General features: G+C 63.8%; 19 protein-coding genes. 12 read left to right on the top strand and 7 right to left on the bottom strand.

Annotated elements, in window-relative coordinates; all coding sequences use genetic code 11:
* Positions 1-10 precede the first annotated feature (10 nt).
* A complete protein-coding gene (locus NKH03_RS11925) occupies positions 11-994 on the bottom strand; it encodes a cation diffusion facilitator family transporter (protein ID WP_352968518.1) in 984 nt (327 codons plus the stop codon).
* Between the two features lie 26 nt (positions 995-1,020).
* Positions 1,021-1,707: a GNAT family N-acetyltransferase gene (locus NKH03_RS11930; protein WP_352968519.1), complete on the bottom strand. Its 687-nt coding sequence runs from the start codon at positions 1,705-1,707 to the stop codon at positions 1,021-1,023.
* Positions 1,708-1,790: 83 nt separating this feature from the next.
* Between NKH03_RS11930 and NKH03_RS11935 the strand changes: the two genes are divergently transcribed.
* Positions 1,791-2,975, top strand: a complete 1,185-nt coding sequence (locus tag NKH03_RS11935; protein ID WP_352968520.1) for a pyridoxal phosphate-dependent aminotransferase — start codon at positions 1,791-1,793, stop codon at positions 2,973-2,975.
* 50 nt (positions 2,976-3,025) lie between these two features.
* Positions 3,026-3,400, top strand: a complete 375-nt coding sequence (locus tag NKH03_RS11940) for a YciI family protein (protein ID WP_352877893.1) — start codon at positions 3,026-3,028, stop codon at positions 3,398-3,400.
* On the opposite strand, the gene NKH03_RS11945 is transcribed toward NKH03_RS11940, so the two are convergent.
* The 3 genes from NKH03_RS11945 to trhO all read right to left on the bottom strand — a co-directional run bounded on the left by NKH03_RS11945 (position 3,401) and on the right by trhO (position 6,249).
* Positions 3,401-4,156 carry an SDR family oxidoreductase gene (locus tag NKH03_RS11945; protein ID WP_352877890.1) on the bottom strand — a complete coding sequence of 252 codons (756 nt, stop codon included), beginning with the start codon at positions 4,154-4,156 and terminating at the stop codon, positions 3,401-3,403. It abuts the gene before it with no gap.
* A gap of 310 nt (positions 4,157-4,466) precedes the next feature.
* On the bottom strand, positions 4,467-5,204 hold the full coding sequence (locus NKH03_RS11950; RefSeq protein WP_352968521.1) for a tellurite resistance TerB family protein: 738 nt from the start codon (positions 5,202-5,204) through the stop codon (positions 4,467-4,469).
* A 124-nt stretch (positions 5,205-5,328) separates the two neighbouring features.
* Positions 5,329-6,249 carry an oxygen-dependent tRNA uridine(34) hydroxylase TrhO gene (gene trhO / locus NKH03_RS11955; protein ID WP_352968522.1) on the bottom strand — a complete coding sequence of 307 codons (921 nt, stop codon included), beginning with the start codon at positions 6,247-6,249 and terminating at the stop codon, positions 5,329-5,331.
* A gap of 200 nt (positions 6,250-6,449) precedes the next feature.
* Between trhO and NKH03_RS11960 the strand changes: the two genes are divergently transcribed.
* A complete protein-coding gene (locus tag NKH03_RS11960; RefSeq protein WP_352863303.1) occupies positions 6,450-7,088 on the top strand; it encodes a 2-dehydro-3-deoxy-phosphogluconate aldolase in 639 nt (212 codons plus the stop codon).
* 181 nt (positions 7,089-7,269) lie between these two features.
* Here the strand turns inward: NKH03_RS11960 and NKH03_RS11965 are convergent, their stop codons facing one another.
* Entirely contained in the window at positions 7,270-9,099 is a 1,830-nt protein-coding gene (locus tag NKH03_RS11965; protein ID WP_352968524.1) for a peptidoglycan L,D-endopeptidase MepK, read from the bottom strand.
* Between the two features lie 360 nt (positions 9,100-9,459).
* Positions 9,460-10,995, bottom strand: coding sequence for a sigma-54-dependent transcriptional regulator (locus NKH03_RS11970; protein ID WP_352968525.1), 1,536 nt, complete (start codon positions 10,993-10,995; stop codon positions 9,460-9,462).
* Between the two features lie 160 nt (positions 10,996-11,155).
* Between NKH03_RS11970 and NKH03_RS11975 the strand changes: the two genes are divergently transcribed.
* The 9 genes from NKH03_RS11975 to NKH03_RS12015 all read left to right on the top strand — a co-directional run bounded on the left by NKH03_RS11975 (position 11,156) and on the right by NKH03_RS12015 (position 21,699).
* Complete coding sequence (locus tag NKH03_RS11975) at positions 11,156-13,003, top strand: M3 family oligoendopeptidase (RefSeq protein ID WP_352878039.1); 1,848 nt, start codon at positions 11,156-11,158, stop codon at positions 13,001-13,003.
* A 363-nt stretch (positions 13,004-13,366) separates the two neighbouring features.
* On the top strand, positions 13,367-14,146 hold the full coding sequence (locus tag NKH03_RS11980) for a helix-hairpin-helix domain-containing protein (protein WP_352968527.1): 780 nt from the start codon (positions 13,367-13,369) through the stop codon (positions 14,144-14,146).
* A 202-nt stretch (positions 14,147-14,348) separates the two neighbouring features.
* Complete coding sequence (locus NKH03_RS11985) at positions 14,349-15,494, top strand: aminodeoxychorismate synthase component I (protein WP_352968528.1); 1,146 nt, start codon at positions 14,349-14,351, stop codon at positions 15,492-15,494.
* Entirely contained in the window at positions 15,443-16,105 is a 663-nt protein-coding gene (locus NKH03_RS11990; protein WP_352968529.1) for an aminotransferase class IV family protein, read from the top strand. The genes NKH03_RS11985 and NKH03_RS11990 overlap by 52 nt, the downstream gene beginning before the upstream one ends.
* Before the next feature lie 14 nt (positions 16,106-16,119).
* The gene (locus NKH03_RS11995) at positions 16,120-16,407 is read left to right on the top strand and encodes a YciI family protein (RefSeq protein WP_352968530.1); all 288 of its coding nucleotides are present in this window, start codon (positions 16,120-16,122) and stop codon (positions 16,405-16,407) included.
* Entirely contained in the window at positions 16,404-17,336 is a 933-nt protein-coding gene (locus tag NKH03_RS12000) for a heme-dependent oxidative N-demethylase family protein (RefSeq protein WP_352968531.1), read from the top strand. Before NKH03_RS11995 ends, NKH03_RS12000 begins: the two co-directional genes overlap by 4 nt.
* Before the next feature lie 129 nt (positions 17,337-17,465).
* Positions 17,466-18,911: a homospermidine synthase gene (locus NKH03_RS12005; RefSeq protein ID WP_352968532.1), complete on the top strand. Its 1,446-nt coding sequence runs from the start codon at positions 17,466-17,468 to the stop codon at positions 18,909-18,911.
* A gap of 186 nt (positions 18,912-19,097) precedes the next feature.
* A complete protein-coding gene (gene omp10 / locus NKH03_RS12010; RefSeq protein ID WP_352968533.1) occupies positions 19,098-19,475 on the top strand; it encodes an outer membrane lipoprotein Omp10 in 378 nt (125 codons plus the stop codon).
* A gap of 190 nt (positions 19,476-19,665) precedes the next feature.
* Positions 19,666-21,699, top strand: a complete 2,034-nt coding sequence (locus NKH03_RS12015; RefSeq protein ID WP_352968534.1) for a 5'-nucleotidase C-terminal domain-containing protein — start codon at positions 19,666-19,668, stop codon at positions 21,697-21,699.
* Positions 21,700-21,764: the final 65 nt, after the last annotated feature.

Consider the following 21,764-nt stretch of genomic DNA (forward strand, 5'->3'; position numbering starts at 1 on the left):
TCGATCGGTCCTAGTGATGGTGGTCGTGGTGCGCGGTCGCTTCATGCCCGTGGCCGTGCTCGTGGCCGTGGCTATCGTCGGCGCATTGTCCGAATTCCGGTTCCACGGTGGCATGGCTGATGCCGTGTTCGCTGGCAAGCCGCTTCTTGACGGCGCTGACCGCCTGGTGCGCGTCGACGCCCTCGTCGAGACAGGCATGCAGCGTCGCCATGTTGCTGGTTCCGTCGAGCGACCAGACATGCATATGGTGCACCTCACGCACGCCCCGGACCGTCGCCTCGATGTCCCTGGCGATCAGATCGCGGTCGAGGCTGGGCGGCACGCCCTCGAGCAGGACATGGGCGGCGGCGCGCATAAGCGACCATGCCGTATACAGGATCAGCAGCGAGACCAGGACCGACAGGATCGGGTCGATCGGCGTCCAGCCGGTCGTCAGAATGACCAACGCCGCCGCGATGGCGGCGGCTGAGCCGAGCAGGTCGCCCAGCACATGCAGGATGGCGCCGCGCATGTTCAGGTTTTCACGATCGCCGCCATGCAGCACCAAGAAGGACCCGATATTGACCAGCAGGCCGAGGATCGCCACCACCAGCATCGGCCCACCAAGCACCGGTGCCGGCGCCTGCAGGCGCCCCCAAGCCTCGTAGACGATCCACAGCGCGATGACGAAGATGGCGATGCCGTTTGTATAGGCCACAAGCGTCTTGACCCTGCCGAAGCCATAGGTGAGGCGAACGGTCGCCGGACGTCCCGCGAGATGAAACGCGTACCAGGCAAGGCCGAGCGCGATCGAATCGGCGAGCATGTGGCCGGCATCGGCCAGCAGCGCCAGCGACCCGGTGAGGATACCGCCGAGCGCTTCGGCGACCATGAAGCCGCCGGTCAGGCAGGCAGCGATAAGCACGCGTTTCTTGTCGGTCGAGCCATGCACATGACCTGGCCCATGATCATGCCCGCTGTGATCATGCCCGCTGTGATCGTGGGTGTGGGCCAATGGCAACTCCCGTTACGCGCCTGATCTCACGCACCGAACTGCGCGCGAAAATCCTCAAGCCGTCGCTTCTGCTGGCCGTCGCCATCGAAATTGGCCGGATCGAGCCACGCTTCATAGGCCTTGCGCAAGGCTGGCCACTCCTTGTCGATGATCGAATACCATGCCGTATCGCGGTTTTCACCCTTGACGATCAGATGCTGGCGGAAAATGCCCTCGAACTTGAAGCCGAACCGTTCGGCGGCCCGCTTCGACGGCTCATTGCGGTTGTTGCACTTCCATTCGTAGCGGCGATAGCCGAGTTCGTCGAAGATGTATTTCATGAACAGGAACTGCGCTTCGGTCGCTCCCGGCTTGCGCGAGATGAGCGGGCCCCAATAGATGTTGCCGATCTCGATGACGCCGTAGGCCGGATCGATGCGCATCAGGGTCTGGCGCCCGGCGACCTTGCCGCTGGCCTTGTCGATGACGGCAAAGAACAGCGGATCCTCGCTGGCCTCGACCTTGTCCAGCCAGGGTTGGAAGGCAGCGCGGGTTTCAGGCGGATAGTCGGGCAGCCAGGCGAAGCGGCCATCGACATCGGACACGGAAGACGCCTCATAGAGCTCATCGCCGTGTTTTGCGGCGCTCAGCGGTTCAAGCCGGACATAACGGCCGTCGATCGCCTTGCGCTCGGGTCGCGGGCGCGGTTGCCAATCTTTCAGATTTTCCGTCACCGAAAGCTCCAATCCGTTTGACTTTTGCCAGCCGAAGCTCACAAAAACGCGACCCAACAGCAAGAACCACACGGACGGGAAAAATGCTCCACACGATTTCGGCTTTCGACCGTCTCGGCGAGGAAAATGCCTTCGCGGTGCTGGCACGGGCAACAGCACTGGCCCAACAGGGCCGCGACATCGTCAATCTCGGCATCGGCCAGCCCGACTTCAAGACGCCGCAGCACATCGTCGAGGCGGCGATCAAGGCGCTGCGCGACGGCCATCACGGCTACACGCCGGCCAATGGCCTGCTGGCAACGCGCGAGGCGGTGGTGCGGCGCACGCTGACCACCACCGGCGTCGAGATATCGCCTGAAACGGTGATGATCCTGCCCGGCGGCAAGCCGACCATGTTCGCCGCGATCTTGATGTTCGGCGAGCCTGGCGCCGAGATCCTTTACCCCGATCCGGGCTTCCCCATCTACCGCTCGATGATCGAGTTCACCGGTGCGGCACCTATTCCAGTACCCATGCGCGAGGAAAACGGCTTTGCCTTCTCCGCCGAGGAGACGCTGGCGCTGATCACCTCGAAGACCAGGCTGTTGATCCTCAACTCACCTGCCAACCCGACCGGCGGCGTCACGCCGCGGGCCGAGATCGAGAAGCTGGTCAAGGGGCTGGAGGCGCATCCCCAGGTCGCCATCCTCTCCGACGAAATCTACGACGTGATGACCTATGACGGCGAGACGCATTGCTCGCTGCTTGGCTTTCCCGAGATCCGCGACCGGCTGATCGTGCTCAATGGCTGGTCGAAGACCTGGGCGATGACCGGCTGGCGCATGGGCTGGTCGATCTGGCCGAATGGCGACAAGGGCGCTCACCTCTACGACAAGGTGCGCAAGCTAGCGGTCAATTGCTGGTCCTGCGTCAACGCGCCGAGCCAGTTTGCCGGCATCGCGGCCATCGACGGCCCGCAGGACGATGTCGACAAGATGATGCGCGCTTTCGACCGCCGCAGGAAGATCGTGGTCGAGGGATTGAACGCCCTGCCCAACATTTCCTGCATCACGCCCAAGGGCGCGTTCTATGCCTTCCCCAACGTCTCGAAGACCGGCTGGAAAGCAAAGAAGCTCGCTTCGGCGCTGCTCGACGAGGCCGGCGTGGCATTGATCGGCGGCCCCGATTTCGGCATTCTCGGCGAAGGCTATATCAGGCTCTCCTACGCCAACTCCGAGGAGAACATCTTGCGGGCACTGGAGCGGATCGGAGCATTCTTGGGCAAGTGAGGCTGTGCGACCGGCGCTGGATGTTTGCAATCACGACAGAAGGTGACTCGATGTTTTACGCCATCCTCGCCTACCATGTGGAAGGAGCCATCACCGCGCTGACGCCGGAGCAGGACGCGGCATTGATGGTCGACCTGCTCGAAATTAACGATCGGCTTTACCGGGAAGGCAATCTTGGCCCATCGGCGCGGCTTGGGGCGACCCAGTCGGCCTGCACCTTGCGCGGACCGGGCGACGGAACCGTTTTTGACGGGCCATTCGCCGAGACGAAGGAGCAACTCCTCGGTCTCTATGTCGTCGACTGCGCGACACGTGACGATGCGATCGTTATCGCCCGCGACCTGCGCCGCGTTAATCCGACCGCCGTCTACGAAATCCGTCCAATCGCGCTCTACCTGCCGGGCGTGCCGTTGGCCGGGAAATAGCTACCCACGCCCCACAAACGGCATCTTGGTCGCCATCACCGTCATGAACAGCACGTTGGCGTCGAGCGGCAGGCTGGCCATGTGGACAACGGCGTCGGCAACGTGCTGAACGTCCATCACCGCTTCGGCGGCGATCAAGCCGTTGGCCTGCGGCACGCCGACCGTCATCGGCTGCGCCATGTCGGTCAGCGCGTTGCCGATGTCGATTTGCCCGCAGGCAATGTCATAGGGTCTTCCGTCCAGCGCCAGCGTCTTGGTCAGCCCGGTGATGGCATGCTTGGTTGCCGTGTAGGGCACGGAGCCTGGGCGCGGCGCGTAGGCCGACACCGAGCCATTGTTGATGATGCGGCCGCCCATCGGCCGCTGCTTGCGCATGGCGCCAAAGGCGGCGCGAGCGCACAGGAACGAACCGGTGAGATTGACGCCGACGATATCGTTCCACACCTCGACCGGGATCTCGTCGATGGGCGTCGATTTGTAGCCCATGCCGGCATTGTTGAAGAGCAGGTCGACGCGGCCGAAGGCCGCCGCCACCGTCTCGAACAGATCATCGACCTCGCCGGCCTTGCTGATATCGCAGGCAACCGCCAATGCCTTGGCGTCGGTGCGGCCGGCCTCGGCGACCGCGGCATCCAGCACCGACTTGCGGCGCCCGCAGAACACCGTGTTCCAGCCGGCCTTGAGCAGCGCCGTGGCGACGCTCTTGCCGATGCCGGTGCCGGCGCCGGTGACGATGGCGGTTCGTTTTACGGTCATGGCTGTTGTCCTCCGGCAGCAACGCGCGCACGCACTATTTTCCGGGTTTGCGCAAGAAGCAAAGGCATCGCAAATGATGGCGGCGATGGCAAGCCGAAGCACAAAGCATGATCCGAAAATTGGAATCCGATTTTTGCTGGAGATCATGCTCAGGCGAGCAGATCGTGCCGACAAAAAGGGCGGTCATTGGCGACCGCCCTGATCTGAACCGGGCTTGGGAGGAGGAAAAGCCGATCCGACTGCATAAAATCATGCGCTTCCTGAGTTAACGAAAGGTTAACGCCCGAAAGGCCGCCTGTGCCGTTTTGACCTACCAGCGCGGATTGGGTGAAGTCCCGGCCTGGGCCGGCACCTTGGCCGCCGAAACCGTCGCCTCGACATGATCGACCAGCGCATCCGGCAGACCGAGCCGGCCGGCGAGCAGGTCGAGATAGCCGCGCTCGGCGCGTGTGTCGGGATCGATGGTCAGGCGCGACGCGGTGTAGAGTTCGAGCTTCTGCGCATCGGTCTGGGCGCCAGCCACCAGCGCGTCGAGGTCAAGCGGGCTCGCCAGCTCCGCCATCAGGAATTTTTCGGCGTCGGAGCCGATCCCCGAAAGGCTGAGCTTGCCGGCGACCTTCTGGCGCTCGTCATCGTCGATATGGCCGTCGGCCTTTGCCGCCGAGATCATCGCCCGCACCAGGGTCAGCGTGAATTCGTCCTCGCCTTGCGGCGCCTGCGACGGGTGGAAGGCGGTGTCCTTGGGCGGCGGCAGCAATTCCGGCTCGCCGGCCACCGGCGCCTCGGCCGGTGCATTGCCGGCCTTGTAGTTCTGGTAGGCCTTGTAGGCGAGGCCGCCGATCGCGGCCAATCCACCGAGCTTCACCGCGGTACCCGTCACCTGGCGGCCGGCACCGGTTCCGAGCAGCACCGCAGCGAGCGCTCCAGCGGCCAGCGGATTGTCCTTGGCCATCTGCACCGCCTGGCCCGCCTTGTCGCGAACGGTGCCACTAGTGCCGGGGATTTGCGAGCCGAGCAGATCGTCGAGAAGCTTCTTGGGATCGAACATTCAGTACCTCCAGGATTTGCCCGGCCGGACGGGCAGGTTTCGAACGTCGAAGACGTAGGTCCCGAACCCTTGCATTACAATGACAAACCGTCGCTGAGCCGTAGCTGTCGATAACAGAGCGGACCTACGATCCGATGTGCGGATCCCTGCCCCGCGCCTGCGCAAGCTCGACCTGCCGCTGACGCTCGGCATAACGCTGGCGGTCCATGTCCGAACGCGCATCGAAGCAATGCGGGCACGAAACACCGGCGGCAAATCTGGGCGATGTCAGGTCGCTCGGCGTCAGCGGATGGCGGCAGGCTCGGCAGAGTTCCGCCTCGCCCTCGGCAAGTCCGTGCGACACCGAAACCCGTTCGTCGAAGACGAAGCACTCACCTTGCCAGAGGCTCTGTTCGGCCGGAACCTCCTCGAGGTATTTGAGGATGCCGCCCTTGAGATGAAAGACGTCCTCGAAGCCGAGCGATTTGACATAGGCGGTCGCCTTTTCGCAGCGTATGCCGCCGGTGCAGAACATCGCGACCTTGCGGCCTTCGAGCTCCGTCCGGTGCGCTTCCACCCAGGCCGGGAACTCGCGAAAGCTGGCGGTAGTGGGGTCGATCGCGCCCTTGAAGGTGCCGATCGACACTTCGTAGGCGTTGCGCGTGTCGATGATAACAGTATCGGGCTCGGAAATCAGCGCATTCCAGTCGGCCGGCGCGACATAGGTTCCGGCGCTCGTCGCCGGATCGATATCGGCGACGCCCATGGTGACGATCTCGCGCTTCAGCCGCACCTTCATGCGATGGAACGGCATTTCCGCGGCGACGCTGTATTTGACCTCGAGGCCGGCGAGACCTTCCACGGCTTCGAGATACTCGATCAGTTCGCCGATCGCCGTTTCGCTGCCGGCGACGGTGCCGTTGATGCCTTCATGCGCCAGGAGCAGCGTGCCCTTGATGCCGCGCCCGCAACAGAAGGCAGCGAGCGGCGCGCGGAGCTCCTCGAAGGCGTCGAGCCGGGCAAACCGGTAGAGCGCCGCGACGCGAAGGGGTTGAAGTGATGTCATGGCCGAAGCCACTAAACGCTCACGCAAGCCGATTCAAGGCAGCGCCGGAATCCAGGCAGGTATCGGCCGCGCGTGACATCGCGACACGCTTCGTTTCATGGACAGAAAAACACCCGTCTGCTAATCGGTTGAATTGCCGTCAAGCGCGTCGCGCCGAAACCAATTCATGCGACACGCCTTAGCTAGGATACGGAGAGCAGATGCCCAGCAAGACCGAAAAACTCCTGTCGCTTCTCAACGGCCAGCCGGTCATCCCGGTGTTGAAGATCGCCAATGTCGCCGACGCCGTGCCGCTGGCCCGCGCCCTGGCACGCGGCGGCCTGCCGGCGATCGAGATCACGCTGCGGACCGCCGACGCGCTTGAGGCGATCCGGCGTGTGGCTGGTGAGGTCGAGGAAGCCATCGTTGGCGCCGGCACCATTCTCGATATCAGGCAGTTCGAAGAGGCAGCGAGCGCAGGCTCGCGATTCATCGTCAGCCCCGGCATTACCCGCGAGCTTCTGGCGGCAGCCGCCGACAGCGATGTTCCGCTGCTGCCCGGCGCCATCACGCCCGGCGAGATCATGGCCGCACGGGAAGCCGGCTTGCGCTTTCTCAAATTCTTCCCGGCCGAGCAGTCGGGCGGCATCGCTTCACTGAAGGCCTTCGCCTCGCCGCTCGCCGATGTGAAATTCTGCCCAACCGGCGGCATCACCGGCAAGAACGCGGCCGACTATCTCAGCCTGCCCAATGTCATCTGCGTCGGCGGCTCCTGGGTGGCGCCCGACGAAATGGTCAAGGCCGGCAGGTGGGACGAGATCGAAGCCCTGGCTCGCGCGGCGAGCAAGCTCGCGAAATAAGGCCTTCGTCACGGCATGAAAACCCGGCCGACTTGCGTCGAGCGAGTCGCGGTTTTCCTGTTGCAAGCAGGATCCGTCGCAGGTTTCGAGCCGTCCACGATCACTGCAATGTCAGACCGGGTGGTCTCGCAGCAAAAAGCCGCGCCGGTTGCCCGGCGCGGCTTTGTCGATTGCTGATCGCTTACTTGGTCTGGAAGCGGGCGACCGAGAGGAACTTGACGGCATTGCCGGTGAAGCGGTTGGCGTCGGCCAGTTGGTAGCCCTGCTGGAAGCCGGCCGTGTAGACCTCGCTCGGCGCCGTGTGCACGATGCTGTAGGCGTAGCCCGGCGCCGTCGTCGCGCTGGAAACGGTGGCGACATTCTCACCGCTGGTCAGTGCCCAGCGGGCGGCCTGCGGTGCGGCGGCAACCACCATCGCCTTGGGGCCTGGCTTCAGGTCGCGCGCGGTGGCTCTCGATTCCTTGCGGGTGGTCTTCACGCCGGCGCCGATCGCGGCGGCCGGATCGGAGCCGGCCGGGCGGGCAACGACAGCCTCGCGCGGCGATGCGGCACCATTGCCCGACGGATCGTTGAAGGCCGAACGCGGCTCGGACGCGGACAAGGAAGCAACCTGGTATTCGTCGGCCGCGCCGACCTGGGCATTGGCTTCGTCGAGAACGGCCTTGACGGCGTCCGGCTGGGCCATCTCGGGGCGCGCCGTCGGCAGCACCGAGAACGCATCGGTCCCGGTCTTGCCGTGCTCAGCCGTATCGGCCAGCGCCATCAGCACAGTCTTGCTGGGCGACGCAGCCAGAGCGGCTGGCAGCGAAGTGTCGGGGCGCCATGTCGGCAACGGTATGTTGTTGACGGCAATTTGGGCCGGATCAGCCGAAGCCGTTGCATCGGCCATGCCGAAAGGAACGGTCGCCGGCGCCTGTGCGGTCGCCACGGCCTGCTCGGTGGTGGCTGTCGCGTCCGCCATCCCAAAAGGAACGTTTTCAGGCGGCTGAGCGCCGACATCGGCCTTCGGTCGTGGTGCGAAATCAGGCAACGGAACGCTGCGTGCAGGCAATGCCGCTATGATCGTCTCCGGCGTGTCCTGTTCCGGCTCGGGGGCCTGCTCCTCGGTCACCTGCGGAATCGCGGCGCGCTGCGCGTTCTCCGGCGCCACGATGGCGATGCCCGGGAGGTTGCTGGTCTTGGCTGCCGCGGCCGGCTTCAAGTTTCTCGCCTTGGGCGGAGGTGCGGCCGAAGCGGTCTCGACATCGGCGCTGTCGTCGGCCTCGTCGTCGCCGCCGCCAAAAAAGGCCGACAGGAACCCGCCTGATTTCTTGCTGCTACCACCGGCGCTGGCCAACTCGATGGCCGGCGAGCCCGAACCCTTGCGCGCCTTGTAGGAGGCGAGCGCCTGCTCAAAGCCGGGCAGCGGCCTGCCGTCGCTCGGCACATGCAGCGTCTTGCCATTGGGGAACAGGCTGACCAGTTCCTGGCGGCTGATGCCGGGCCAATGGCGCACATTGCCGACATCCATATGGACGAACGGCGAACCGGAGGACGGATAGTAGCCGATGCCGCCGCCCTGCATCTTGAGACCGATATTGCGCAGCTTCTTCAGCGGCACGCCGGGAATGTAGAAGTCCATCGCCTTGCCGAGCATGTGCTGGCTCTTCTCGGCGACGCCCCGGCTGCGGCTGCGCAGCATCGAGTTCGTCGACGGCGAGCGATAGCCGCAGACGACCTGGATGTAGTCCGTGGCGCCGGCTTCCCGGTACGCTTCCCAGACCAGATCGAGCAGACGCGGATCCATCTTGGTCGGCTCGTTGCGACGCCAGTCGCGCAGAATGATGTTGATCTTCCTGAGACCCTCCGGGACGTAGCGGCCGTTGCGCTTGTAGACGATCTCGGCCTTCTCGTGTGTGTGGAGGTGATAGAGCTTCAGCGAACGTGTTTCGGCGTTGGCTCCGGTCCCAGCCGCGGCGACAAAACCAAATGCGACAATCAACGCCGCCAGCCACTTCGGCCAGACGCTCACTTGATGGTGCCGCCCGTTTGTGTGTCGTTCGATTCTGTTCAAATCAAAAGGCCTTGCAGGCTGCCGTTTGTCCCCGGATTTGTCCAAACGGATGTGTCGTGATCACATCCGAATATCGATCCTAATGGTTAATCATCGCTTATTGAAGTCGAAATGCGGTAACACCGTGGCGATATCCCGTCAAAAATTGTACACAGGGTTACTTGGTAAACCACTGGTTTAGATCATGTTTCCGCCGTTGCGCGGAACACGATCTGTTACCGTTAGCCTTAATGCGTGAACAGCGTTGTGCCGCCACAATCCGCCAACGGCCGGTATACTGCCTATTGTGGCATTGCGTACTGGCGCCGCCCTTGTGCCTCAGGAAGCGAGCCGGTCGACGCGGCCGGTCTCGGGATCGATGCCGTATTCCTTGAGCTTGCGATAGAGCGTCGAGCGGCCGATGCCGAGTCGGCGGGCGACTTCGCTCATTTGGCCGTTGTAGTGGTCGATGGCAAGCTTGATCATCTCGAGTTCGACATCGGCCAGCGCGCGTACATTGCCGCGATCGTCGAGCGCCCGCAACGTGCCGAAGCGGGGCGGCAACCTGGCCGGCGCATCGGACCCGGTTGCCGGGCTAGCCTCGCCGGGCAGGGCTTCTTCTTCGTACCCCTCCGGAGGCAAGGACGGCGACGGCGCATCGTCGTCCGTGTCGAGGTTGACGGTGCCTTCCACCTGCGCCCGGATCTGCGGGAAGTCCTCCGTGGTCAGCACATCGCCTTCGCAAAGCACCGAGGCCCGGAAGACGGCATTTTCGAGCTGCCGGATGTTTCCGGGCCAGTCATAGGCCTGCAGCACGGCGAGCGCCGCGGCCGAAATGCCTTGCAGGCGGCGACGCGGGTCGGCCGGCGCGACCTTGTCTATGAAATGGCTGACCAGATAGGGGATGTCGTCGCGGCGGTCGCGCAGCGGCGGTACGAAGATCGGGTAGACGTTCAACCGATAGAACAGATCCTCGCGGAACTTGCCGTCCTTGACCTGCTGCAGGAGGTTGCGGTGCGTCGCCGAAATCAGCCTGATGTCGACCCTGACGGTCGAGCGCCCGCCGACCGGGTCGACCTCCCCGTCCTGCACGGCGCGCAACAGCTTGACCTGCACGTCGAGCGGCAGGTCGCCGATCTCGTCGAGAAACAGCGTGCCGGAATGCGCTTCGACGAATTTTCCGGTGTGCTTGTCGGTCGCGCCGGTGAACGAGCCCTTCTCGTGGCCGAACAGGATCGATTCGACCAGATTGTCGGGAATGGCGCCGCAATTGACGGTGACGAAGGGTTTCGAGCGGCGGTCGCCGCTGCCCTGGATGGCGCGCGCCACCAGTTCCTTGCCGACGCCGGACTCGCCCTCGATCAGGATCGGAATGTTGGATGCCGCCGCTTTCTGGCCGAGGCGGATCACCCTGTCCATGGCCGGGCTGTGCGTGATCATGTCCTTGAAGGTCAGAAGGCCGCTGCGCCGGCGCGACGTGCGCTTGACCTCGCCCTCGACGGCCTCGACCTTGAGCGCATTGCCGATCGACGCCTGCAGTCTGTCCGGAGACGCCGGCTTGACGACGAAATCGAAGGCGCCGTGGCGCATCGCCGACACCACGGTCTCGATGCCGCCCTGGGCGGTCTGCACGATGGCCGGGACATTTATGTCGCGCTCGCGCATCGCCTTCAGCACGCCGATGCCGTCGAGACCGGGCATGACCAGATCGAGGATGACCACCGAAACCTCGCGGGCGCTGGGCCCGTCGAGGACATCGAGAGCAGCCGCGCCGCCATCGACGACGATGGCCGTGTAACCGAACCGAGTCACCGCCGCTTCGAGCAGCCGGCGCTGCACGGGATCGTCATCGACTATGAGTATGGAACCTGTCATGACTGGTATGACTGCCCGCCCGAGGAATTCTGCCCTGTGGACCATCTTGGCACAGGGTTCTAAATAAGGTTTCAAAAAACCCGGTGAATGAATTCCTTAGGATTTGACCGGCTTCTCGTTTCCCCTTGAATCTCGGCCACGGAAGGTGTCGGCGATGCACATGGTTTCTGGGCACACGGTTTCCGCTCGGCGGCTTGCGGCGCCAGCGTCCGGCCAGGGCGCGGCCGAGCTTGGCGACCTGCCGGAATGGAACCTTGCCGACCTCTATGCCGGCATGGACGCGCCGGAGCTGAAGCGCGATATCGCCAAGGCGGCCACCGATGCGATCAGCTTCGAGAGCCGCTGGAAGGGCACGCTGGCCGCCGAGGCCGAGCGCGGCAGCGGAGGCAGGCTGGGCGAGGCGCTTGTCGCCTACGAGGCACTGGAGGAACTGATCGGCCGCATCGTCTCCTATGCGGGACTGGTCTATGCCGGCAACACCGCCGACCCGCAGCGCGCCAAGCTCTATGGCGACATCCAGGAGAAGATGACCGACGCCAGCGCGCACCTTCTGTTCTTCGCGCTCGAACTCAACCTGATCGATGATGCCGCCATCGAAGGCGCGCTCGCCGGCGATCCCGCATTCGGCCACTATCGGCCGTGGGTGCTCGATCTGCGCAAGGACAAGCCCTACCAGCTCGAGGACCGTGTCGAGCAGCTCTTCCACGAAAAATCGATCACCGGACGCGGTGCCTGGAACCGCCTGTTCGACGAGACGATGACCGACCTTCGCTTCGCCATCGACGGCGAGGAACTGACGCTGGAGCCGGCGCTGAACCGCCTGCAGGACGCCGATAGCGAGGTGCGCCGCCGGGCGTCCGAGGCGCTGGCCACGACCTTCCGCAAGAATTTGCGTACTTTCACGCTGATCACCAACACGCTGGCCAAGGACAAGGAAATTTCAGACCGTTGGCGCGGCTTCGAGGACATCGCCGATTCACGCCATCTCGCCAACCGCGTCGAGCGCGGCGTGGTGGATGCCCTGGCGTCCGCCGTGCGGGATGCTTATCCGCGCCTGTCGCACCGCTACTACGCGATGAAGGCGCGGTGGCTCGGCGTGGAGGTGATGAACCATTGGGACCGCAACGCGCCGTTGCCGGATACGCCTCAGGCGATCATCGGCTGGGACGAGGCCAGGAACACCGTGCTGTCCGCCTATCAGCGCTTTTCGCCCGACATGGCGGAGATTGCGCGAACCTTTTTCGACCGCAACTGGATCGACGCGCCGGTGCGTCCGGGCAAGTCGCCCGGCGCCTTCGCGCATCCGACCGTGCCGTCGGCGCATCCCTATGTGCTGCTCAACTACATGGGCAAGCCGCGAGATGTGATGACGCTGGCGCACGAACTTGGCCATGGCGTACATCAGGTGCTGGCCAGCGGCCAGGGCGCGCTGATGGCCTCGACGCCACTGACACTGGCCGAGACGGCGTCCGTCTTCGGTGAGATGCTGACCTTCCGCTCGCTGCTCGACCAGACCACCGACAGGCGCGAGCGCAAGGCCATGCTCGCCCAGAAGGTCGAGGACATGATCAACACGGTCGTGCGCCAGATCGCCTTCTATGAATTCGAGCGCAAGGTGCATGCCGAGCGCAAGAACGGCGAACTGACCTCCGACAGGCTCGGCCAGTTCTGGCTCGAAGTGCAGGCCGAAAGCCTGGGTCCGGCGATCAAGCTGCGCGAAGGCTACGAGGTGTTCTGGACCTACATCCCGCATTTCATCCATTCGCCCTTCTATGTCTATGCCTATGCTTTCGGCGACTGCCTGGTGAACTCGCTCTATGCGGTCTACCAGAACGCCGAGCGCGGCTTTCAGGACAAGTATTTCGAAATGCTCCGCGCCGGCGGCACCAAGCATCATTCAGAGCTTCTGGCGCCCTTCGGCCTTGACGCCACCGACCCCGCCTTCTGGCAGATCGGGCTTGGCGTCATCAGCGGCCTGATCGACGAGTTGGAAGTGCTCGACACGTGAAATGCGTCCCGCGGGCGTCACCAAACAGTTTAGCCGGAATGCATATTGGTATGGCTGTATTCTTGCTCTGAATATCTGTTCTTGAAGTACTCTCCACCGAAGTTTTTCCGATAGCTTTCCACGAGCTCTATGATAGCCTTCGCTACAAGCTCAGCCGGAGCGCATGCGGATCTGCGAGGAAATATCTCAGCCGGCCGTAGCACTCAGGCGAACGCGACGATGGCCGTTGGCCATGGCAAGCAAGGCCGATTGCCGACAGCTCGAACCGAAGCCGGCTGTTCCGCGAACCGCGGAACCACCATCGAGTAGTCCTTCGCCGAAGGTCATGACCCCACGGCAGACGGATCTGACTGGAGAGACACAATGGGCACTTTTTTCTACATGCTCCTGGCGTTCCTGGTAGGCGTGCTGGTGGGCTGGTTCCTGTGGGGCCGCCTGCGCGGTGAGTTGGACAGCTTGCGTGGCGACATCGACCGCACACGCGGCGAGCGCGACAGACTGCGCGCCGACAGCGACCGGCTGACCGGTGAACTCAATGCATGCGGCAAGACTCGCGCCGACCTTGAGCGCCGGCTGCGCGATGCGCAGGCAGCACCCGCTGCCAGTGCCAAGACAAACGCTGCCCCCTCGGCCGTGATGTCGACACCTTCGACGGCTAAATCCGCGCCCGTAAAGCCGGCGCCTGCCAAACGGGCGGCCGCGAAGGCCGCCCCTGCAAAGGCGGTGGCTGCGAAATCGGCGGCGCCAAAGCCGGCAGCGTCGAAACCTGCGGTCAAGTCCGCGGCGAGCAAGCCGGCAGCCGCGGCCTCGGCAGCCAAGAGTTCGACCGCACCAAAGGAAGCCCCAGCCAGGAAAGCCGCACCGGCACCGGCCAAGCCAGCATCCGGCAAGCAAGACAATCTGCGTCGGCTGATCGGCATTGGGCCGGTCAACGAGAAGCTGCTCAAGGCGCAAGGCGTCACCAGCTTCGCCCAGATCGCCGGCTGGACAGCCGCCGATGTCAAGCGGATCGAGGACGTGATGAATTTCGACGGCCGCATCGCACGCGAGCGCTGGATCGAGCAGGCCAAGCTGCTCGCCGCCGGCAACGAAAAGGAATTCGCCAAGCAGTTTCCAACTGCGGGAACCGCCAGCAACACTTGAGCGGCAGAGGCAATATTGTTGCAAACGGCGGTGCCCAGGGCGCCGCCGTTTTGTTTTTGGCCCGCAATATTGACCCGGAAGTGGCCTTGAGATCGGCCCAAAGGTCGGCTTTGAGTGGCAGCGTGCCGTTCCCTCGATTGCGCGCGAGCGGCCCCCCATATAGAGCGGTCGACGGCTTCATCGACCGCAGCATCCGAGTCCCATGTCCGTGCCCGCCGCCATTTTCCGCAACGACGAAAGCGCGCGCCAGCTCGTTTTCGACCGGCCGGCCGATGTCATCTTGGCGCATGAGGCGAAGGATTTCCTGCCGGCACTGGAAGCAGCGCAAGCCGCGCACGACGCCGGCAAATGGCTTGCCGGCTATTTCTCCTATGAGACGGGGTATCTGCTGGAACCCAAGCTCGTTCCCTTGCTGCCGGACGGGCGCCGCGCTCCCCTCGTGTGCCTTGGCGTTTTCGATGCGCCGGTCGAAGAGGCGGTGCCGCCCCGCAACACCGCGGCGACCAATGGCCCGATCTTCGACGCCCGCGCGACGTGGTCGCCCAAGGACTACGAGAAGCGCTTCTCGCGGCTGCACCAGCACATCAGGCAGGGCGATTGCTACCAAGGCAATTTGACCTTTCCGGTGCATGCGCAATGGTCAGGCGACCCGCTGGCCGCCTTCGATGCGCTGACCGAACGCCAGCCGGTAAAGTATGGCGCGCTCGTCGCTCTCGGTGAACCCATCGTGCTGTCGCGCTCGCCGGAACTCTTTTTCGAAATCGACGCCGGGGGCATGATCGAGACGCATCCGATGAAGGGCACGGCACCGCGCGGCGCGACCAAGGCCGAGGACGAGCGGCAGAAGATCTTCCTACGCAATGACGAGAAGAACCAGGCCGAAAACCGCATGATCGTCGATCTCCTGCGCAACGATATCTCGCTGATCAGCGAGGTCGGCACGCTGGACGTGCCGGCGCTGTTTCGCATCGAAACCTATCCGACCGTCCATCAGATGGTGAGCGACGTCAGGGCCAAACTGCTTCCGGGTCTCTCCATCCGCCAGATCTTTGCGGCGCTATTTCCTTGCGGCTCGATCACCGGCGCGCCAAAGATTCGCGCCATGGAAATCCTGCACGATCTGGAAGGCACGCCGCGCGATGTCTATTGTGGCGCCATCGGCTGGATCGCGCCCGGCGGCACGATGCGCTTTTCCGTGGCGATCCGCACCATCTCGCTCTTTTCCGGCGGCGAGGCCGTCTACAATGTCGGTGGCGGCGTCGTCTTCGATTCGACGGCGCGGGAGGAGTATCAGGAGTGTCTGCTGAAAGCGCGCTTCGCGACGGGAACACCGCCGATTTCCAGCTGATCGAGACCATGCGCTGGGAACCCGGCTCGGGCTTCCTGCGCTTCGATCGTCATCTCGCCCGCCTCTATGGCTCGGCGGCTGAGCTCGGCTTCCGCTGTGATCCGGGCAAGGTCGGCGACGTGCTGAGCAGCGCGGTCAGCGGGTCCGGCATTGCCATGCGCACCCGCCTCGTCCTGTCGCATGACGGCGAGGTGACCGCCTCGGCACACCCCTACGAACCGCTCGCCGCCGACAAGGTCTGGTTGCTGCGGCTGGCGCGAACGAGGCTCGATTCGCACGATCCGCTGCTGCGCCACAAGACCAGCCGGCGGCAGCTCTACACGCACGCCCGCGCCGAATATCTCATCACCCAGGCCGACGAGGTGATCCTGGCCAACGAGCGCGGCGAAATCTGTGAAGGCACCATCACCAATGTCTTCGCCGATTTCGGCGACGGCGCGCTGGCGACGCCCCGGCTCGACTGCGGCCTGCTGCCTGGCGTATTGCGCGCCGAGCTTCTGGATGAAGGCCGCGCCCGTGAAGCGATCTACAGCTTGGACGATCTGAAATCCGCAAGGACGCTGTTCGTCGGCAATTCGCTGCGCGGACTGATTCCGGCCAAACTTACCTGAGAGAAGCCCGGACAATGTTTGTCGTCTCGCTGAACTACAAAGTGCCGCTGACCGAGATCGACCGCTTGCAGGCCGCGCATGTCGAATGGCTGAAGGCCTGCTATGCGGACGGCATCTTCGTCGCCTCTGGGCCGAAGAAGCCGAGGACCGGCGGCATCATCATCGCACGTTGTCCGCGCGAGGTGCTCGACGTCAGGCTGGCCGCCGACCCTTTCGCCAAGGCAGGCGCGGCCGACTATGATGTCACCGAATTCCTGGCGAGGATGACCGCCACCGGCCTCGATCATTTCAAGGAAGCATGAGCGTGGCCGAGGTGCTCCCCGCCCACACGCCCTACGACGGTTCGTCGAAACTCTTCAGCATCGGGCTGAAGCCGCTCGATCCGGCGGACTGGATCGAGGTCGACGATCATCTGCTGCCTTATCTCGCCGAGAAGCGCCGGCTCTATGCCGAAATCCCCGATCGTGTTTTCGTCGAGGAGGATGGCACGCGGGACGCCCAGCAGGAAGTGCTCGATTTGCTCGATGCGCATCTGCTGGAGAGGTTCCCCGAAACCTATCGGCGCACCGGATCGGGGGTCGAGGCCGTGGGCGCGGCGGGCCGCCTGCCTGCTTCCCTCGCCGATGCTCCGCTGGCTAGGGCCTCACAGCTCGTCCAGGAAGACCTGATCCTGATGCGCCGTAGCGACGCCGGCTGGCGGCTCGTTGCCGGCTCGCTGTGCTTTCCCTCATCCTGGTCGCTGCTGGAAAAGTTCGGTAAGCCGCTGCAGGACATCCACGCGCCGGTGCCGGGTTTCGGCCCGGGCACGCGTCCGGCCGAGCTGATCCACCGGATGTTCGATGGCCTCCAGGGACAAGCCGTCGAGCGCTACAACTGGTCGATCCAGTCGGGCGACGCGCTCTATCATCCGCTCTCCGACCTGCAGCGCATGGACCGCGCCACCAACCGGCCGTCGCGCTTTCCCGATGGCGATATCGACGCCCATGCCTTCATCCGCGTCGAGCGGCAAACCCTGCGGAAACTACCGGTTACACGTGACATCCTGTTCACCATCCGCATCCATCTCGACCCCCTCGCCGTGCTCGCCCGGCATCCGGATCGGGCAACGCTGGCTGTATCTTTCGCCGGCCAGCTCGAAGCGCTCGATCTCGCCCAGCTCGACTACAAAGGCCTGACATCAGACCGCGACCGGCTGATCGTGGTCCTTAACCGCATGGCCAATGACGGCTAGCCGCTGGTTGGCGCTTTTCGCTGGTTTGTGACAATGATCTGTGATGTAGCGCATGGCCGCCGGGCAAAGATGCCCGGTTTTGTGTGCGTTTTTCCCAGCTTCCTGGGCTTTGAAGGAGTGTTCGATAAAATGGCGACTGAAAACTGGCCCGTTTACGGTGAGATCACCGGCCCTGTCGTGATGATCGGCTTTGGTTCGATCGGCCGGGGAACGCTGCCGATGATCGAGCGCCATTTCCAGTTCGACAAGTCGCGCATGACGGTCATCGACCCGCGCGACACCGACCGCAAGCTGCTCGACGAGCGCGGCATCGCCTTCGTCCAGGAAGCGGTGACCGAGAAGAACTACAAGAAGCTCTTGACGCCGCTTCTGACCAATGGCGGTGGTCAGGGCTTTTGCATCAACCTGTCGGTCGATACCGGCTCGGTGGATCTGATGCGCCTCTGCCGCAAGCTCGGCGTGCTCTACATCGACACCGTCGTCGAGCCATGGCTCGGTTTCTATTTCGATGCCGAGGCCGACAATGCCAGCCGCACCAACTACGCGCTACGCGAGGCGATGATCCAGGAAAAGCACGACAAGCCCGGCGGTGCGACGGCCATCTCCACCTGCGGCGCCAATCCAGGCATGGTCTCTTGGTTCGTCAAACAGGCGCTGGTCAATCTCGCCACCGATCTTGGCCTCGAGTTTTCGGAGCCTGCGCAGGACGACCGCGAGGGCTGGGCCAAGCTGATGAAGAAGGCCGGCGTCAAGGGCATCCACATCGCCGAGCGCGACACCCAGCGCGCCAAGAAGCCGAAGCCGATGAATGTGTTCTGGAACACCTGGTCGGTCGAGGGCTTCATCTCCGAAGGCCTGCAGCCCGCCGAGCTCGGCTGGGGCACGCATGAGAAGTGGAAGCCGAAGAACGCCAAGAAGCACAAGCATGGCTCCAAGGCCGCGATCTACCTGGAGCAGCCCGGCGCCAACACGCGCGTGCGCTCATGGTGCCCGACGCCCGGCGCGCAATACGGTTTCCTGGTCACCCACAACGAGGCGATCTCGATCGCCGATTTCTTCACCGTACGCGGCAAGAAGGGCAAGGTGCACTACCGCCCGACCTGCCACTATGCCTACCATCCCTGCAATGACGCGGTGCTGTCGCTACACGAGATGTTCGGCGCCGCCGGCAAGGCTCAGCCTGTGCACCACGTGCTCGACGAGAACGAGCTGGTCGACGGCCTCGACGAGCTTGGCGTGCTGCTCTACGGCCACGACAAGAATGCCTACTGGTACGGCTCGCACCTCTCGCTCGCCGAGGCGCGCAAGCTGGCACCCTATCAGAACGCCACCGGCATGCAGGTCACCTCGGCGGTTCTCGCCGGCATGGTATGGGCATTGGAAAACCCGGAGGCCGGCATCGTCGAGGCCGACGAGATGGACTACCGGCGCTGCCTGGAAGTGCAGTCCCAGTATCTCGGGCCGGTCGAGGGCCACTACACCGACTGGACGCCGCTCGATAACCGCCCCGGCCTGTTCCCGGAAGACCTCGACCGGGACGATCCGTGGCAGTTCCGCAACATCCTCGTCCGATAGCGGTGCGTTCCATAGCGCCCATTGCCTTGCAATCGCCCGGAAATCGGGCGATTGAAGGATGCGGACGAGAGCGACGCGTGCCCGTTTGACGGCACGGCGTACGCTCTGGAAACTTGGATGCGCGCATCGTGCTTTCCGAAAATCGATTTCGATTTTTCGGCCGATGCGAGAGGAGAGGATTTTCACATGACTATCGCGCGCAAAGTTCTTTCTATGAGTTTGGCGGGGGCCATTGCGGCGATGCTTGCTGCTTGTGCCACCAGCGGCCCCGATGAACCGCCGATGGCGGCGTCGCCGAAAGGCGTTGAAGGCTCCTGGATCGACGCCAAGGGCACCGGCCTGTCGACCTTCGCCGGCGGCACCTTCACGACCGTCGCCACCGACACAGGCCAGAAGCTTGCCGATGGCAGCTACACGATGACCGGCGCCACTTCGGTGCAGATCAACGGCACCTCGCTGATCCGCCAGACGCCAGTCAGCTTCAACTGCCTGATGGTTTCGACAAGCCAGCTCAACTGCACCAGCGCCAGCGGCCAGAATTTCGTGCTGACACGGCGCGTCTGAACCAGCGATCATTTCGCTCCGCTAAGGACGGCGGCCGGTTGGCCGCCGTCCTTTTTTATGCCGGCAAAGGTTCCCGGATTTCCGCTTGCGTCATCTGGAACGCGATGGGAACATGGCCAAAGCGCCGACTGTAATGTTCCAGTCAAGCAAGAGCGTTAAAGGCCTCTGATCAGCTTTCCGGGAGACGAAGATGAAGAAGTTTGCTGCCGTTGCCGCCCTGTCCGTCTCAGCTCTCGGCCTGTCGGCTGGCGCATCCTTTGCCGACTACACGCTGAATATCCTGCACATCAACGACTGGCACAGTCGCATTGAGGGCAACAACAAATACGAGTCGACCTGCTCGGCCGACGAGGAGACCAAGGGCGAATGCATCGGCGGCGCGGGTCGGCTGATCACCGCTATCGCCCAGGAGCGCAAGAAGCTGGAAGGCCAGAATGTGCTGCTGCTCAGCGCCGGCGACAATTTCCAGGGCTCGCTGTTCTACACGACATACAAGGGCAAGGTCGAAGGCGAATTCCTCAACCAGATGAAGTTCGACGCCATGGCGCTCGGCAACCATGAATTCGACGACGGCGAAGTGGCCCTGGCGCCGTTCCTCGACATGATCGGATTTCCGGTGCTGGGTGCCAATGTGAAGGCCAACGCGCAATCCAAGCTCGGCGACCGGGTCAAGCCGTCTGTTGTCGTCGAGGTCGGTGGCCAGAAGATCGGCATCATCGGCGCTATCACCAACGACACGCCGGACCTCGCTTCCCCCGGCCCCAACGTCACCATCGAGGACGACGTCAAGTCGATCACCGCCGAGGTCGAGAAGCTGAAGGGCGAGGGCATCAACAAGATCATCGCCGTGACCCATATTGGCTACAGACGCGAGCGCGACGTCATTGCAAAGATCCCGGGCATCGATGTCGTCGTCGGCGGACACAGCCATTCGCTGCTGTCGAACACCGACCCCAAGGCTGAAGGCCCCTACCCGACGATGGTCGACAACCCGGACGGCTACAAGGTGCCGGTCGTGCAGGCGGCGTCTTATTCGAAATATCTCGGCGAGTTCAAGGTGGTGTTCGACGACAATGGCGTCGTCAAATCGGCCAGCGGCGACCCGATCTATCTCGACAAGTCGATCACGCCCGACCCGGCCGTGCTCGCCCGCATCAAGGAGCTTGGCGCGCCGATCGAGGCGCTGAAGAACAAGGAAGTGGCCGAGACCACCGACGTGATCGACGGCAGCCGCGAGAGCTGCCGTACCCGAGAATGCGCGATGGGCAACCTCGTCTCCGACGCCATCCTCGACCGCGTCAAGGGACAGGGCGTCGAGATCGTCATCTCCAATGGCGGTGGGCTGCGCGCATCGATCGACAAGGGCACAGTGACCATGGGCGAGGTGCTGACCGTGCTGCCGTTCCAGAACACGCTGGCAACCTTCCAGATTTCCGGCAAGGACCTGGTGGCCGGTCTTGAGAACGGCCTCAGCCAGGTCGAGGACGGCGCCGGGCGCTTCCCGCAGGTCGCCGGCCTGAAATATTCCTTCGACAAGTCCGCCGCACCCAATGCCGGCCGCGTCAAGTCGGTGGAGGTCATGGAAGGCGGCGCCTGGACGCCGCTCAATCCGGACAAGGACTATCTGGTCGCCACCAACAATTATGTCCGCCAGGGCGGCGACGGCTACAAGGTCTTCGCCGACAAGGCGAGGAACGCCTATGACTACGGTCCGGGTCTTGAACAGGTGGTTGCCGACTATCTTGGCGCCCACCGGCCCTACACGCCGAAGCTCGACGGCCGCATCACCGAGATCGCGGCGACCGTCGCGGCGGCACCCGCGGCCGAACCAGCCAAGCCGGCCGAAGCAGTTCCGGCGACCCCGGCACCCGCACCGGCCGAAGCCGCCAAGCCGGCGGACGCGGCGCCTTCAATGCCTGAATTGCCGGCCAACTCGGGCGATATCGCCAACACACCGCCGGCCATATCGACTGAGACAGCGCCAGCCCCGCCTGCGGCACCGGCCGAAGCGGCAAAACCGGCTGAAGTGGCACCGGTTCCTGCCCCTGCGGCACCGGCACCGGCCGAAAGCAGCCATGTCATCGTTGCCGGCGATACCTACTGGGATCTGGCGGTGAAGGCCTATGGCGACGGCACCAAGTGGAAAGTCATTTCGGACGCCAACAAGGGCTACGAGCCGCGTCGGCTTCCGGTCGGCGCGACCCTGACCATCCCGCCGAAATAACCTCGCTTCGATGCCTGAAAGACACCGCCCGCCCGAGAAACCGGGCGGGCGTCCTGTTTTCGGGA

This window comes from Mesorhizobium sp. M1406 (genome assembly GCF_040317555.1).
Lineage (GTDB): Bacteria > Pseudomonadota > Alphaproteobacteria > Rhizobiales > Rhizobiaceae > Mesorhizobium.